Annotated in this window: 15 protein-coding genes; all 15 read right to left on the reverse strand. The window is 45.8% G+C overall.

What is annotated here, in order from left to right; genetic code table 11:
• Nucleotides 1-125 precede the first annotated feature (125 nt).
• Nucleotides 126-1,682 carry a tRNA (N6-isopentenyl adenosine(37)-C2)-methylthiotransferase MiaB gene (gene miaB, locus MKY73_RS18255; RefSeq protein WP_339302953.1) on the reverse strand — a complete coding sequence of 519 codons (1,557 nt, stop codon included), beginning with the start codon at nt 1,680-1,682 and terminating at the stop codon, nt 126-128.
• Between the two features lie 313 nt (nt 1,683-1,995).
• Nucleotides 1,996-2,568 (reverse strand): phosphate propanoyltransferase, encoded by a 573-nt coding sequence (locus MKY73_RS18260; protein ID WP_017689107.1) that lies wholly within the window; start codon nt 2,566-2,568, stop codon nt 1,996-1,998.
• 199 nt (nt 2,569-2,767) lie between these two features.
• Nucleotides 2,768-3,757, reverse strand: a complete 990-nt coding sequence (locus tag MKY73_RS18265; protein ID WP_339302954.1) for a dipeptidase — start codon at nt 3,755-3,757, stop codon at nt 2,768-2,770.
• Nucleotides 3,758-3,847: 90 nt separating this feature from the next.
• Nucleotides 3,848-4,108: a stage V sporulation protein S gene (locus tag MKY73_RS18270; RefSeq protein ID WP_007430104.1), complete on the reverse strand. Its 261-nt coding sequence runs from the start codon at nt 4,106-4,108 to the stop codon at nt 3,848-3,850.
• A 117-nt stretch (nt 4,109-4,225) separates the two neighbouring features.
• Entirely contained in the window at nt 4,226-5,020 is a 795-nt protein-coding gene (locus MKY73_RS18275) for a TIGR00282 family metallophosphoesterase (protein ID WP_145146946.1), read from the reverse strand.
• Between the two features lie 216 nt (nt 5,021-5,236).
• Entirely contained in the window at nt 5,237-6,778 is a 1,542-nt protein-coding gene (gene rny, locus MKY73_RS18280) for a ribonuclease Y (protein ID WP_036670418.1), read from the reverse strand.
• 310 nt (nt 6,779-7,088) lie between these two features.
• Nucleotides 7,089-7,826, reverse strand: coding sequence for a regulatory protein RecX (locus tag MKY73_RS18285; protein WP_339302955.1), 738 nt, complete (start codon nt 7,824-7,826; stop codon nt 7,089-7,091).
• A 275-nt stretch (nt 7,827-8,101) separates the two neighbouring features.
• Complete coding sequence (gene recA, locus MKY73_RS18290) at nt 8,102-9,166, reverse strand: recombinase RecA (protein ID WP_062833851.1); 1,065 nt, start codon at nt 9,164-9,166, stop codon at nt 8,102-8,104.
• A gap of 243 nt (nt 9,167-9,409) precedes the next feature.
• Nucleotides 9,410-10,666 (reverse strand): competence/damage-inducible protein A, encoded by a 1,257-nt coding sequence (locus MKY73_RS18295; protein ID WP_339302956.1) that lies wholly within the window; start codon nt 10,664-10,666, stop codon nt 9,410-9,412.
• Nucleotides 10,667-10,774: 108 nt separating this feature from the next.
• On the reverse strand, nt 10,775-11,362 hold the full coding sequence (gene pgsA, locus MKY73_RS18300; protein WP_062833849.1) for a CDP-diacylglycerol--glycerol-3-phosphate 3-phosphatidyltransferase: 588 nt from the start codon (nt 11,360-11,362) through the stop codon (nt 10,775-10,777).
• 320 nt (nt 11,363-11,682) lie between these two features.
• Nucleotides 11,683-12,174: a YajQ family cyclic di-GMP-binding protein gene (locus MKY73_RS18305; protein ID WP_253433904.1), complete on the reverse strand. Its 492-nt coding sequence runs from the start codon at nt 12,172-12,174 to the stop codon at nt 11,683-11,685.
• Nucleotides 12,175-12,328: 154 nt separating this feature from the next.
• Nucleotides 12,329-12,493 (reverse strand): hypothetical protein, encoded by a 165-nt coding sequence (locus MKY73_RS18310; RefSeq protein WP_167350848.1) that lies wholly within the window; start codon nt 12,491-12,493, stop codon nt 12,329-12,331.
• A 73-nt stretch (nt 12,494-12,566) separates the two neighbouring features.
• A complete protein-coding gene (locus MKY73_RS18315) occupies nt 12,567-13,616 on the reverse strand; it encodes a RodZ domain-containing protein (protein ID WP_339302957.1) in 1,050 nt (349 codons plus the stop codon).
• A gap of 66 nt (nt 13,617-13,682) precedes the next feature.
• A complete protein-coding gene (locus tag MKY73_RS18320) occupies nt 13,683-14,450 on the reverse strand; it encodes a DUF3388 domain-containing protein (RefSeq protein ID WP_036609270.1) in 768 nt (255 codons plus the stop codon).
• Nucleotides 14,451-14,647: 197 nt separating this feature from the next.
• Complete coding sequence (locus MKY73_RS18325; RefSeq protein WP_017689119.1) at nt 14,648-14,911, reverse strand: DUF3243 domain-containing protein; 264 nt, start codon at nt 14,909-14,911, stop codon at nt 14,648-14,650.
• Nucleotides 14,912-14,978: the final 67 nt, after the last annotated feature.

The following is a 14,978-nucleotide window of genomic DNA, read 5'->3' on the forward strand; positions in this document are numbered from 1 at the left end:
AAAGGTTTAAAATTCGGTGACAAAGGCGAACGCTTTGCTTCTGCAGAATCGATTCCGTCACCTTCGCTACGCTTGGCCGCAACCCCGCTAAGTGCAAAAAAATATTCATCTTATTGGTGTGTGTATTACTGATTGGCAGCTACCGGCTCAGAGAGCAGGTTGCCCCGAATATAAAAAGTCATCGGATCGGTGATTTCCACTTGTACGAAAGTACCGATCAACTCTTTGGGTCCTTCAAAATGCACCAGCTTGTTGCTGCGCGTACGTCCTGCCAGAACTTCGGAATTCCGCTTGCTCTCACCTTCAACGAGCACTTCAACGATTTTGCCACGTTGTTCTTCATTGCTTCGATGGCTATATACGTTGATCGTTTCGTTCAAGCGCTTCAAACGTTCCTTCTTCACTTCCATCGGTACGTTGTCTTCAATCACCGCAGCCGGTGTACCTTCCCGTGGGGAATAAATAAAGGTATAGGCAAAATCATACCCTACTTCACGGACAAGGGAAAGTGTATCTTCAAACTGTTCTTCCGTTTCCCCCGGAAAACCAACAATAATATCCGTTGTCAACACAACATTCGGGATGGCCTTCTTAATTTTGTCAGCCAGTTTCAGATAGTGTTCCCGGCTATACTTGCGGCTCATACGTTTAAGTACTTCCGAACTGCCAGATTGCACTGGTAGATGAATGTGCTCTACGAGATTTCCGCCCTTGGCCAGCACTTCAATTAAGTGGTCATCGAAGTCACGTGGGTGACTGGTTGTAAACCGCACTCGCGGAATATCAATTTGACGAATGGCATCCATCAAGTCCCCAAAGCTGTACTTCAGGTCGGTGAAGTCCTTGCCGTACGCATTCACATTTTGACCAAGCAGAGTGATCTCCTTAAAGCCTTGTCGTGCCAAATCCCTAACTTCGGCAATGACATCTTCAGGACGGCGGCTGCGTTCTTTGCCCCTCGTAAACGGGACGATGCAATATGTACAGAACTTGTCGCAACCATACATAATGTTCACCCAGCCGCGCATACCCTCACGTTTTTTCGGCAGGTTCTCGATAATGTCGCCTTCCTTGGACCACACCTCAACAACCATTTCTTTGCTGAACAGCGCTTCCTGGATTAGATGTGGCAGTCGATGCACATTATGTGTACCAAAGATCATATCCACAAAGCCATGCTTCTGCATGATTCGGTTGACGACGCCTTCCTCTTGGGACATACACCCGCATACGCCAAGTAACAATCCCGGACGTTCAAGTTTTAGCGTTTTCAGGTGACCAAGCTCACCAAATACTTTATCTTCCGCATTTTCTCGTATGGCACATGTATTGAGCAGGATAATATCAGCTTCTTTGCGATCCTCTGTAGCCTGATATCCCATTGATTCAAGAAGTCCTTTGATGGTCTCTGAGTCATGCTCGTTCATCTGACATCCATACGTATATACAATATAGTGTTTGCCATTCCCTATGTTTTTCAGTTCATCGGGAACGGCATTTTCGTATAACACCTGAACGTCTTCCTTGCCCCGCTGTTTCTCCTGACGATGATTAGGTTCCGATTTGATGTTAATCTCACGACCCCGGATTCTTATCTTTTTGCTGAATTCATCTTGCGAAATTACTTTGGCATCGGAGAAATCAAAATATTGGGAGTAATCCTTTTTTGAGTCTTTAGCCATTTCCTTCGGTCACTCCTTACAGCCTCAATTAATAAAAAATCGTTCATTCATCCCTGTTCCACAGTGAATTTCTTGCCGGGAACATTAAAAGAGCATTACAGCAAATTATAGCATGAATTGGGCTGTAGTTCCACATGCAAACCGCACGTCCCTTCGGCTAATCCGAGACATGCCATGCTCTAATGAACACTTAGAAAACAGAAAAACCTGAGCTTTGCCAACAGGGCTGGAATTAACCGCCCCTTAATGGCTGTGCTCAGGTTTATACGTTATTCAGGCTGCCCTAATAGGCTGCTGAAGCTATTCCATGGTATTAATCGATGATTTCAGCAGTGTCGCCATTACGAGCGCCAGCAGCGTTAGCCTCATCCGTATCAATATGCATGTCCAGTGCGAAAGAATCAGATACACGAGCCAGTACATTTTCCAGTACCAGACCGCGATCTCCGCCGAGGCGAACTTTCAGCATTTGTTTGTCCTCGATACCCCATTTAGCAGCATCCGAAGTATGGAAGTGAATGTGACGAGCAGCTACGATGACACCTTTATCGATCGTTACTTCGCCAGCAGGACCTTTAATCGTGATTCCTGGTGTACCTTCAATGCTTCCGGATTCACGAACAGGTGCTTTAACACCAATCGCAAATGAATCTGTCATGGAGATCTCCAGTTGCGTTTCAGGACGAACAGGTCCAAGGATACGCACTTTATCAAACTGTCCTTTCGAACCAATGACCGCTACCGTTTCGTTAGCAGCGTATTGGCCAGGCTGGGACAGAGGTTTAAATTCAGTCAGTTCATAACCTTTGCCAAACAAAATTTCAACGTGCTCTTGGGATACATGAATATGACGGGCAGATACGCCCACAGGTACTGTTTTACTCATTGTAAATTTCACTCCTTGTTTATCTATGGCCCGTACTCAGGCTCTTAACAATCCAATGGTATTATACCCCTTTTTGGAGTGAAATGAAAACGAACTGGTGAAAATTCATGAAATACACTTATTTCACCATCATTCCCCTCCTTTATTTGGAAAACAAGCTTTATTCAACCCATTCTGTCCCACACACCACTTTACTATTTCACGTAAGCCCCTTTATTTTTGGATTTCCCTCTGGCAAGTGTTCCCTCAGATAACTCATTGCATTCCCCCACAACCAGCCGCGCACTAAATGTTCATCATAATGTTTGAGCAGGATTTCCGTCAGTCTTGGATAGTGCCCCGAGTGTTCAAGTCTCTGAATATACGTTGAGATTCCGTCAAAATCAGACCCCATCATAAGATGGTTCTGTCCGCCCTGAGAACAGATCTGCTCGATATGAGGCAGCAAGTCTTCGATAAGCACTTCCCCCTCCTGTTTAACAAACCAGGGTACAAACGTCAGTCCGATCCGCCCTTCCCGGGCAATGATGGCCTGGATCTGATCATCTTTCAGATTGCGCACATGGGGACATACGCTATAGCTGTTGGAGTGGGAGGCGATAAAAGGACGCTTACTCAAGTCAGCCAGTTCCCAGAACCCTTTCTCCGTCAGATGCGACACATCCAACAGCATTCCGATTTCATTACACTGGCGCACCAGTTCTTTCCCTTTCTCGGTCAGACCCGCCCCACGCTTCTCCATGACTCCATCAGCCGCCCAATTGGCATAATTCCACGTTAGTCCAATAATTCGAACGCCCATCTGATAACATAACTCCAGATAGAACAGGTTGCCCTCCAGACCATCCACACCCTCCAGTGTGATTAATCCCCACGGACCCTCTGTTTGCCCCACCTGAGCCACCTGTTCACGCCATAACAACGTCTGTGTGCCGCCAGGCCGCCCCTGACTTCTCTCTACACGACTACGATAAATCTCCAACTGCCCCATCACATGTTCAAACTTGCCTCTGCCAAGTACTTCGGGTAAATAGATGGCGAACGCCTGCAACCCTACCTTCCCCTCTTTCAAGCGTTGCAAATTCACATCCAGTTCTGGAGCATCTTCAAAAGAAAGAGCAGGCTGCATCAAAATTTTGCTCAGTGCATCACAGTGAAAATCGGCTACACGCCAATCAGACATGGACATCTTAAACCCTCCTCAATATTTTATTGCAAAGAAAACGCAAAAAAACCTGTCTACATCCATCGTAAACAGGTTCAATGCATACTGCATGTATTATCTGGGCTCCACAATCAGCTTAATGGCCGTTCGGTCCTCGCCGTCGATCACAATGTCTGTAAAAGCTGGAATACAAATCAGGTCAACTCCGCTTGGTGCTACAAATCCCCGGGCTATCGCTACCGCTTTAATGGCTTGGTTCAGTGCTCCCGCTCCAATTGCCTGCAGTTCAGCATTTCCACGTTCACGAAGAACCCCTGCAAGAGCGCCGGCTACAGAATTAGGATTGGACTTTGCTGAAACTTTTAATACATCCATGGTAAGTACCTCCCTGGGAATGTTGAAAGTTTGTTTCCACTTACTAGATGTTATTCGCGGGAGGCAAAAAAATTCCTTCTTTTTAGACGGGTTTCCCTGCAAAATGGGACAATACCCCTATTCCATGCGCCACTCGTCCTCCATCAGACGAATTTTTTCGATGCGTGTTGCCGCACCTGTAGCTTCATCAATTTCAACAAACACACCATGGAAATGCCATTTGCCATCATCCACAACGAAACGTACCGGGAGCTGGGTGTAGAACTTGCGCAGCACGGCCTCACGCTCCATGCCCAATATGCCGTCACGCGGCCCTACCATGCCCGCATCCGTCAAGTATGCCGTTCCTCCAGGCAAAATCCGATCATCGTTACTCTGTACATGTGTATGTGTACCTACAACGAGAGACGCACGTCCATCCAGATGCCAGCCCATGGCAATTTTCTCTGACGTCGCTTCAGCATGCATATCAACCAGAATACATTTATAGTCCTGACGCAGCTCATCAACAATCTCATCAGCTACACGGAACGGGCAATCCAGAGCAGGCAGGAACGTTCTTCCTTGCAGATTGACAATGGCCAGCTCTTTCCCTTCGCCTTTGACAACCGTGTATCCTCGTCCTGGTGTGCCTGGTGGAAAGTTCGCTGGACGAATCATGCGAGGCTCATCATCTATAAAATCAAAAATATCCTTATTGTCCCAAGTATGATTACCAAGTGTAATACCATGTACACCCCAGTTGAAAAACTCATTTGCAATTGCCCCGGTAATGCCGCGACCTGCTGCCGCATTTTCACCATTCACAATCACCACATGTGGCTTATACTTCGATTTCAGGTACGGTAAATTTTCCTTTAATGCCTTACGTCCCACGTTGCCTACAATGTCACCAATAAACAAAACTTTCACTGATTACTGCCTCCTCAATTCCTGCAAAGTTCTCTTTTTCGAATGTTGAACCTTTGCAGGACTCTATCTCTTGTTCCAAGATGTGTATTTATACAAAAAGCCTTTGACGAATATGGAATTCAGCCGAATAAGCCTAGCCTCTTTTTTGGCCGCACACTTTAAGGGGCTATCAAAAGGAAAAGTGGCCCATTACTGCGGCCACTTTTCCGTATTGCTCTATTTTGCGTATTCAACCGCACGGGTTTCCCGAATGACGGTGACTTTGATGTGACCCGGATAGTCGAGTTCATTCTCAATCATCTTCGTGATGTCACGGGCGAGACGGAAGGCTTCAGCATCATCGATCTTCTCAGGCTGTACCATAACACGAACTTCGCGTCCGGCCTGAATGGCGTACGATTTCTCGACACCTTCGAAGGATTCCGAAATCTCTTCCAGCTTCTCCAGTCGTTTGATATACGTTTCCAGCGTTTCGCGGCGTGCGCCTGGTCTTGCTGCGGAGAGTGCATCTGCTGCACCAACCAACATGGCAATGACCGAAGTCGCTTCGCAATCTCCGTGATGGGACGCGATACTGTTGATTACAACCGGATGTTCTTTGTATTTCTTCGCCAGTTCCACGCCAATTTCGACGTGTGATCCTTCCACTTCGTGATCCAGCGCTTTACCGATGTCATGCAATAGACCTGCACGTCTTGCCAGAGTTACGTCTTCTCCGAGTTCGCCAGCCATCAATCCAGCCAGATAAGCGACTTCCATCGAATGTTTCAAGACGTTCTGACCATAACTTGTACGGAACTTCAACCGGCCCAAAATTTTGATCAGATCCGGATGCAGACCATGCACGCCCACTTCAAAGGTAGCTTGCTCACCGTATTCACGGATGCGCTCATCCACTTCTTTGCGGGATTTCTCAACCATCTCTTCAATCCGTGCCGGGTGAATACGTCCGTCAGCCACCAGTTTCTCCAGGGCAGTACGGGCAATCTCACGGCGAATCGGGTCAAAGCCCGACAGAATAACAGCTTCTGGCGTATCATCGATAATGAGGTCAATCCCTGTAAGGGTTTCAAGCGCACGGATGTTACGTCCTTCACGACCGATAATCCGGCCTTTCATTTCTTCATTCGGCAGGGTAACAACAGATACCGTTGTTTCCGCTACGTGGTCAGCCGCACAACGTTGGATGGCGAGTGTAATAATCTCGCGGGACTTTTTGTCCGCTTCTTCCTTCGCTTGTTGTTCAATGTCCTTGATCATTTGAGCCGTCTCATGACGAACTTCCTGTTCTACGTTGGACAGTATGATACTGCGTGCGTCTTCCATAGTGAGGTTGGATATACGTTCCAACTCTGTCACCTGGTTTTTGTAGATCATTTCGATCTGCTGCTGAGTCTCATCAATTCGTTTCTCTTTGTTAGCCACTTGCTCTTCTTTACGTTCGAGTGATTCCAATTTTTTATCCAGCGACTCTTCTTTTTGCAACAATCGTCTTTCTTGTCGTTGAATTTCATTCCGACGTTCACGAGTGTCTTTTTCAGCTTCAGCGCGAATGCGATGGATTTCATCCTTCGCTTCCAACACTGTTTCTTTCTTCAGTGCTTCTGCCTCTTTCTTCGCGTTCTCCACGATTTGTACGGCAGCTTGTTCCGCACTAGAGATTTTAGCCTCTGCAAGAGATTTGCGAATAAAATATCCTACTCCGAACCCAATGAATAGCGCGGCTGCAACGAGAGCGATCGTGATTGCAATTTCCATACTGTTCACCTCCTCGTTGGTTCCTCCAAGGCATTCCTTGGGTCAATTTGCAGTTTTCAAACCTTACATATTTTTGGGAATAACGAATACTCACGGCGATCCCCCGCCGATTTTCATTTCACATGTACATGTTTCCACGTACTATTCACTGTTTCCAGCGAACCCATAATTAAGAATGGTATAAATCTTAAGAAACCGAAACCGCTTTTTTGGAAGGAAAAAGGGTTGTCCATTTCTTACAGACTCATTTCCATTTTAGTATTTGACGAAAGAAATTGTCAAGAGAATGCAGTATAGAGACTCTAGTCTGCTAATCCCATAACAACGCTTCGTCATCTTCGGCGTCTTCAGCCTCATCTTCTTCAATTAAACAATTCACGACCCGGCGCACCATATCCATTGAAAAACCACGTCTCATTAAGAAGGGAAGCGTTTTATTTTTCTTCTCTTTGACGTCCCCTTTGACCTGATTCCATTTTTTTCGTCCGGCACTCAATGCAGTCTCAAATTCCGCATCCGCACTGACACCTTCCAGCGCTTCAACAATAAGATCATTGGCAATACCCTTTTGACGGAGCTCTTGCCTTATCCACAGTTTTCCCTTCCGCTTGCCCTCCATACGCTGTCTTGTCCATTCCTTCGCAAATAGGTCATCATCCACCAAATTCTCGCGCTCAAGTCGATCCAGCGTCTCTTCAATTAAAGGGGCAGCAAACTCTTTTTGACGAAGTTTCTGACTTAACTCATGTCGTGTACGCGGCTTATGCTCCAAAAAACGTAGAGATTGTGTATACGTCCGCTGCCTTTCGTCAGCTACAATGATTTCTTCCAGATCCTTCTTCATAAACGAATTGCCTTGAGTCATCCTGTATTTAATCATTACATCTTCAAGAACCGTTATGGAGTGGATGCCAAAAGTGATTCGATAACGAGCTTGCCTGTGCTTTGTCCGTTCTACACGCGTAATTATAAGTTCTTCGTTGTCCGGAAATTGGGATAGGCCATCCTGTTCTGCTTCTTCATATAAATCCTCGTCATGTTGATCCATTCAGGTCTCCCCTTTCACATCATGTTCATTCTGACTACGTCAAGCACATCTTCACATAAAGAATGCTAATACAAAAGGCCGGGAACTCAGCCCGGCCTTTATCTCCACAGTAGCGTGCCAACAGCCCCTGTCCATTGGGACAGGGGCTGTTGGACAGCAAGAGCAATCCCACTACAATCCACTTATCCAGATTGATCCAAGCTCAATCAGATAAGTTTATGGAGCCCAGTGGGAAACACCCTCAGGGCCTCCAGCAAGGGAGGCTTTGAGAGAGATTACTCGTTGATTTCAAACAATTCTTGTTCTTCTTCTGCTTCTTTTTGTTGCTCTTCACTCGTTGGCGCAGGAACTGCGGTAGTCAAGTTACTAGCTACCCGAATTTTTTGTTCAATGATTTCAGCAATATCTTTATGCTCTTTCATGAACTGCTTCGCGTTCTCACGGCCTTGTCCTAAACGCTCACCTTCGTAAGAGTACCAAGCACCACTTTTATTAACGATATCCAGCTCAGTACCAATATCAATGATACTGCCTTCTCTCGAAATACCCTCGCCATACATGATATCCACTTCCGCTTGTTTAAACGGAGGTGCCACTTTGTTTTTCACAACTTTAATACGAGTACGGTTACCAATCATGTCATTGCCTGATTTGATACTCTCAATACGACGTACATCCAGACGTACCGTAGAATAAAACTTCAGAGCACGACCACCAGGTGTTGTTTCCGGGTTACCAAACATAACGCCAACTTTCTCACGAAGTTGGTTGATAAAGATTGCGATTGTTTTGGATTTGCTGATTGCACCAGACAGTTTACGCAACGCCTGAGACATCAAACGCGCTTGCAAACCAACGTGTGAATCACCCATTTCGCCTTCAATCTCTGCTTTTGGAACCAATGCAGCTACAGAGTCAATAACGACGATATCTACTGCACCACTGCGTACAAGAGCTTCTGCAATTTCCAGCCCTTGCTCACCCGTATCTGGCTGAGATAGAAGCAATTCGTCAATGTTAACGCCCAATTTGCTTGCATATTGAGGATCAAGAGCATGCTCGGCATCGATAAAGGCTGCTTGTCCACCAACACGTTGTACTTCAGCAATCGCATGCAATGCGACAGTTGTTTTACCTGAAGATTCAGGTCCATATATTTCAACAATACGGCCTTTAGGCAAGCCGCCTGTTCCTAATGCAATATCCAAAGCCAAGGAACCACTGGGAATAATTTCCACATTCATATGAGTGGACTCACCCAGTTTCATGATGGATCCTTTACCAAATTGCTTCTCTATTTGACGGAGCGCCATATCAAGCGCGGCACGACGGTCTGACAATAAGCTCACACCCTTTACTGTTTATAAGATAATGATACCTTGTTTTAACACGTTTGCCAAGCTTTTTTTCGAACATACATTCGTTTTTTTTGTAAAGGCCGAGGCGCCTCTTCCTCAAAGAAACTTTCCATTAAACAGAAAAAAGAACCGTAAACAAGGCTGTAAAGCCTAATTCTACGGTTCTTCCGTCTTCCTTAATTATACTTCTTTAGAGCTTCAAATGCAATCGAAGCTATTAACTGATCAATCCATCGCCACAAGTTTTTGCCATAGGCGATAGAGAATCGCTTTGGCTGAGCGAATGCGGACAGTCTCGCGATTACCATTAATACGCAGCTCATGAATTTCCGTCTCTTTTCCACGTTCAGCCAGAGCGATGAAGACAAGTCCGGGTGGCTTGCGTTCCGAATATCCCGGTCCAGCTACACCGGTAACAGCCAAGCCAAAATCAGCATCGCCAATCATGCGGATCTGCTCAGCAAGCACTTTTGCAACCTCAGGACTTACCGCCCCAGGTGCATCTTCACCTTCCAGATAATCATGAGGCACATTCAGCAGCTTTTCCTTAATCTCATTGGAGTAACAAACAATTCCACCTTTAAGCATTGAGGCACTTCCCGGTACAGAAGTCAGACTTTGCATGACAAGACCTCCTGTACAGCTCTCAGCTGCGCTAAGCGTCAGCCCCATGTCAGACATCATGGTTACAATTGTGTACTCTATAGGCACATCCTCGTTCGCGTAGAGATGTTCTGTCAAACGCTCCCGAATCTGAACCTCCATCGCATCCAGCTTCAGCTTCGCCTCTCCTTCACTCGCAGCCTTAGTGGAGACACGTACCGTAACTTCGCCTTCGCTCGCGTAAGGGGCAATTGTAGGGTCTGTCTGCGCGTCAATCAGATCCAGCAGTCGATCCTCCAGAGCAGATTCACCGATACCTGCGAATTTGAGCATTCGGGAATAGATCGGCATTTCTTCTGTAAGCACATGTTGGAACAGCCAAGGCTTGACTTCCTGTTCAAACATTGGAATTAGCTCTTTAGGTGGTCCAGGCATCACAACATAATGTTTATCATTATCAGAAATCGCATTTCCTGCCGCAAGACCCGTTTCATTGGCCAGAGGTGTCCCACCCTCAATAACAATGGCCTGACGTCGGTTATTCTCTGTCATGTCCACATTACGATCTCTGAAAAAGCTCTCAATTTTATCCATCGCCATTCGATCCGTATGCAGTTTTCGGTTAAGAACAGCTGCGAGCGCATCCTTGGTCAGATCATCTTGAGTGGGTCCGATGCCACCGGAAAATAAAATAACGTCAGCACGGCCCTGCGCAATGCGAATAGCTTCACTAAGTCGGTTCAGGTTATCCCCAACCACCGTTTGGAAATATACATCGATCCCCATCGCAGCCAATTCACGGGATAGGTATCTGGCATTGGTATTGACGATTTGTCCAAGCAGTAGCTCTGTGCCAACTGCAATGATTTCTGCCTTCATTGAGCATCCTCCTGTACATGTGGTGAGTGATCAAAGGGCAATAGGATAATTTCCTATTGCCCCTGACCCAATGCTTCCTTCATGATTACCCATTTTTAGAACCAACTATTAAGCTTTTGTTAAATGAAGCAGGTTTTTGTTTTTGATAAAGTAATCGATACCCGACCAGATAGTAATAAGCGCTGCTGCCCATACTGCGATAATATCGACGTGAATACCCGTGTATGAGAACGGGAAATTGTTCAACAGCAACAACACAATTGCCACAATCTGCACTACCGTCTTCAGCTTGCCCCAGGCACTCGCAGCAACAACCGAACCATCCAGCAATGCGATTTGGCGCAAGCCGGTAACTGCAAATTCACGACTAATAATAACCACTGCAATCCAGGAATCCAGCTTGCCCATCTCCACGAGCGAGATCAAAACTGCAGTAACCAACAGCTTGTCTGCGAGCGGATCAAGCAGTTTTCCCAGATTGGTAACCATGTTATTTTTCCGCGCAAGGTATCCGTCGATTCCATCTGTGCTTGCGGCGATGATAAAAATAACAGCAGCAATCAGTTGATTATACGGAAGCGAAAAGCTTCCAAGCTGCAACGGCTCTGGATAAAATGGAAAATCCACGAGCAGGAACACCATCAAAAAAGGGATTAAGCAAATTCGTGCAAGCGTAATCCGGTTGGGTAAATTCACAAGACGCCCTCCCTCATATCCTCCATTACTCCAAACAATCATCATAATCCCGTTATCATCATCCGGAACATGAAATGTACAGTTTCAATGTCAATCCATATTAACATGATCCCATTATGTAGAAACGCAAAAAATAAAGTCAACCGCTCAAAAGCAAAACCGCTTTAAACGTTCCGGTGACTTCCAGAAGATGTACTGCTTTTCACAAAGTCAGCAAACGATGAGGACTGGACTTGATGCATGACTGCCAGCAATGCACACTTAGTATAATATACGCCTAATACCATGTCAAAAAACACTTCTGCTACAAGAAGGTCTTATTACTTGAAATTTGTATATTGCAAATCCAGAGGCAGGTTGGCACCATTTAACAGCTGCATGACTGCTTGCAAATCATTTTTACTCTTACCCGTTACCCGTAGCTGGTCTCCCTGAATCTGACTCTTCACTTTCAACTTGGAATCCCGAATCAGAATATTGATTTTTTTGGCGATGTCCTGATCAATCCCCTGTTTGAAATTCAAGCGCTGGCGGACAGTACCAGAAGATGCTGGCTCTACCTTTGCGTAATCAATGTTTTTCAATGGTAGACCACGCTTCGCCATTTTGGATTGAAGTACGTCAATGACAGCCTTAAGTTTGGTCTCATCATCAGATACGATTGTTAACGCATCCTTATCCAGTTTCAGGCTGCTCTTGCTGCCCTTGAAGTCATAACGAGTGCCAATTTCCTTCTCGGTTTGTGTAACGGCATTTGTCAGTTCCTGCAAGTCCATTTTGGACACGATATCAAATGAATTTTCTGAACTCAAAACAGTCACCCTTTCAGTTAATCATATGTTCTGTAACATTATAGAGGATACCTCAAGCAAAAGTCTAATTTCAAGCTGTTCTATACCAAGAAAAAAGCATTTTTGGCTTCCACCTGAAGTGGCTGCCAAAAATGCTTGCTGGTCCAGCTTCCAACTAATAGCGGCTGCGGTTGGGCTGTCTGAACATATCGAGCACACCCAAAAGCACATGTGCAAGTCCAAACCCCAATATTCCGTAACCCCAAGCACTTGGAGTCAGATAATAACCCAGGAGGCTGACAATGATCCCTAAACCCGTTACGATCCAGCTGACTGTCACAGCCATCCACCTCACTTCACCAAAAGTTAACTGCAAGTTAAGACACAGTTATTGTCTCCTGCAGTTGACCGGGTTATTCGCTACCAGTGGTACCCTCTGTACTGTCCGTTGAACCATTTTCAGCACCTGTGGAAGTAGCAGTATTGCCAGTGTCTTCACCAAGCTTCAAACGGATCCGATTGGTTGCCTTGCCATCCGTTACAACTTGCCCGCCAACCTCAATCGTGGTCGCTGCAGCGTAACCGGACTTAATGTACATGCCTGCACTATCCAGCTCAAAGGTATAGCTGTCGCCTTCGGCCGTGTTACCATACTCCAACTTCTCTCCGCTGGAGTTCTCGCCCTTGTATACTTCCAGCCAGCTATGACCTGTGGCTTTGATCGTAACCGTTACAGGTTTGCCTGCACTTCCGTTAACTTTGAAGTTTGTAATATTGCCTGACTTCCCATCTTCTGCAACCGTTACAGCAGACGATGAATTATCTGTCGGTTCTTCCTGATTTTCTCCCGTCTGACCGTCTGTTTGGCCATCAGTTTGACCATCCGTCTGTCCTTCCGTGTCTGTTCCGCCACCGTTACCGCCAGCGTCGCCTTCACCCTTACCATCAGTGCCTGAGTCTGTTGCAGGCGGATTAGATGCCTGTCCGTTGTCGGCAGGCTGATCCGGTTTATCTTCAGGCCGTTGTTGACTGTCTGTAATTTTGACAGAATCAAGTCCTTGATTATCCGTTTCATCACCATTGTTATACACCACGTATACATACAACAGTACTACGATCAAAACAGGGAATGTCCACATCAGTGCGACAGACATCCATCGATTACTACGCTCAACCGGACGGCTGGAACGCTTCTGTATTACCGGTTCCATCGTTGCTTCCGCCTCTTCTGCCGGTACGTCTTTTTTGTGTCCCTCCAGCAGCTCATCAGGGTTCAGTCCAACGGTCTCCGCATAGGTTTTAATGAAAGCACGCACATAGAAGCTACCCGGCAGCACTTTATAGTCTCCTGCTTCTATGGCCTCCAGATACCTTTTGCGAATTTTTGTCATTTCCTGTACATCGTCAAGACTCATCCCTTTTTGCAGCCGGGCCTCTCTTAACTGCTGACCCAGTTCAGACATGCCATCTCCTCCTTATGTTTATCTCATGAGTTGTTGCTAATCTATTCCATGATTCCGTACGGAGCCTTACAGTTCGTCGGTATAGCTTGCCGTAAACGTATCATAAATAATTTCTTCATTTGGAATATTGCGCAATTCAATAATAATATCAAAATCATTAAAATCATATTCGGATTCCTGCACAAAAATATCCGGATGTTCGATAACCTTTGTACTTGGCATCGACATAATATCCTGCAACAAATTGTAATGCCGCTCACTGGAACGAATCGTACTTACAATTCCATCAATGATGAAAACATTGTTCGGGTTCAATTCGTCTTCGGACATTTGACTTCTTATCGTCTGACGAAGAAGTGTCGAGGAAACAAAAGTCCATCGCTTCATCGCACATACGCTGCCCGCAATAATGGACTCCGTTTTACCAACACGAGGCATTCCGCGCAAACCGATGACCTGATTGCCTTCCCTCTTAAATACTTCACCCAAAAAGTCCACAAGTAACCCAAGTTCATCTCGTGTGAAACGAAATGTCTTGCGATCATCCGAGTCACGGTCAATATATCTGCCATGACGCACAGCCAAAATATCCACCAATTTAGGTTGACGCAAGGCCGATACGGTGATGCTGTTGACTTTGCCAAGCATTTCACCAAGCAAACGGATTTTCTCATCATCATCCGATTCAAGCAGCATACCTCTCGTTTTGCCTTCCACACCGTTAATGGTCAATATATTCACTTCAAGCATCCCCAGCATAGAGGCAATATCGCCTAACAAACCGGGTCTGTTCTTATGTATTTTATATTCCATGTACCATTGTTTAGATTCCATTTCAACACCCCGTAATGCATTATTCCACATTATTCGACAGCAACAGAACGTGTCCACTGGACAGCAAACTGAGACATCTTCTAAAAATGGGTCACGTTAATGATATATAAAATGAAAATGAATTACAAGAACAGCTCTGTAATCCGTTTGTAATCATTAGAGAAAAGCCCCCTTGCGGGAGCTCTTCATCTGTAATCTTATGCGTTTTGTTTGGCCAATTTGACCATCAGGCACGCGATCGTACGACGCTCATCTGCATCGCCGACATCCCATAACTCTTTCAATGCCCGGTTGGAATGGTTCGCCGGATCGACTTTCTCATCAAGGAAGTCGCCGATTTCATACGCAAGTTTGTTGATGGTTTCTTCACTCATCCCCATCTTCTCTGCTTGCAGTACGCGGTCACCCAGGAACTTCTTCCATGTGTCAAAGCTGGAGAGCACTGTTTTTTCTGTTGACATGATAAATCCTCCTTAGATGACGCATGAGATTTAAAATCAACAGTTGTAATATGTGCTTTCGAAGCAT

It is taken from the genome of Paenibacillus sp. FSL R5-0519, assembly GCF_037974275.1.
GTDB lineage: Bacteria > Bacillota > Bacilli > Paenibacillales > Paenibacillaceae > Paenibacillus.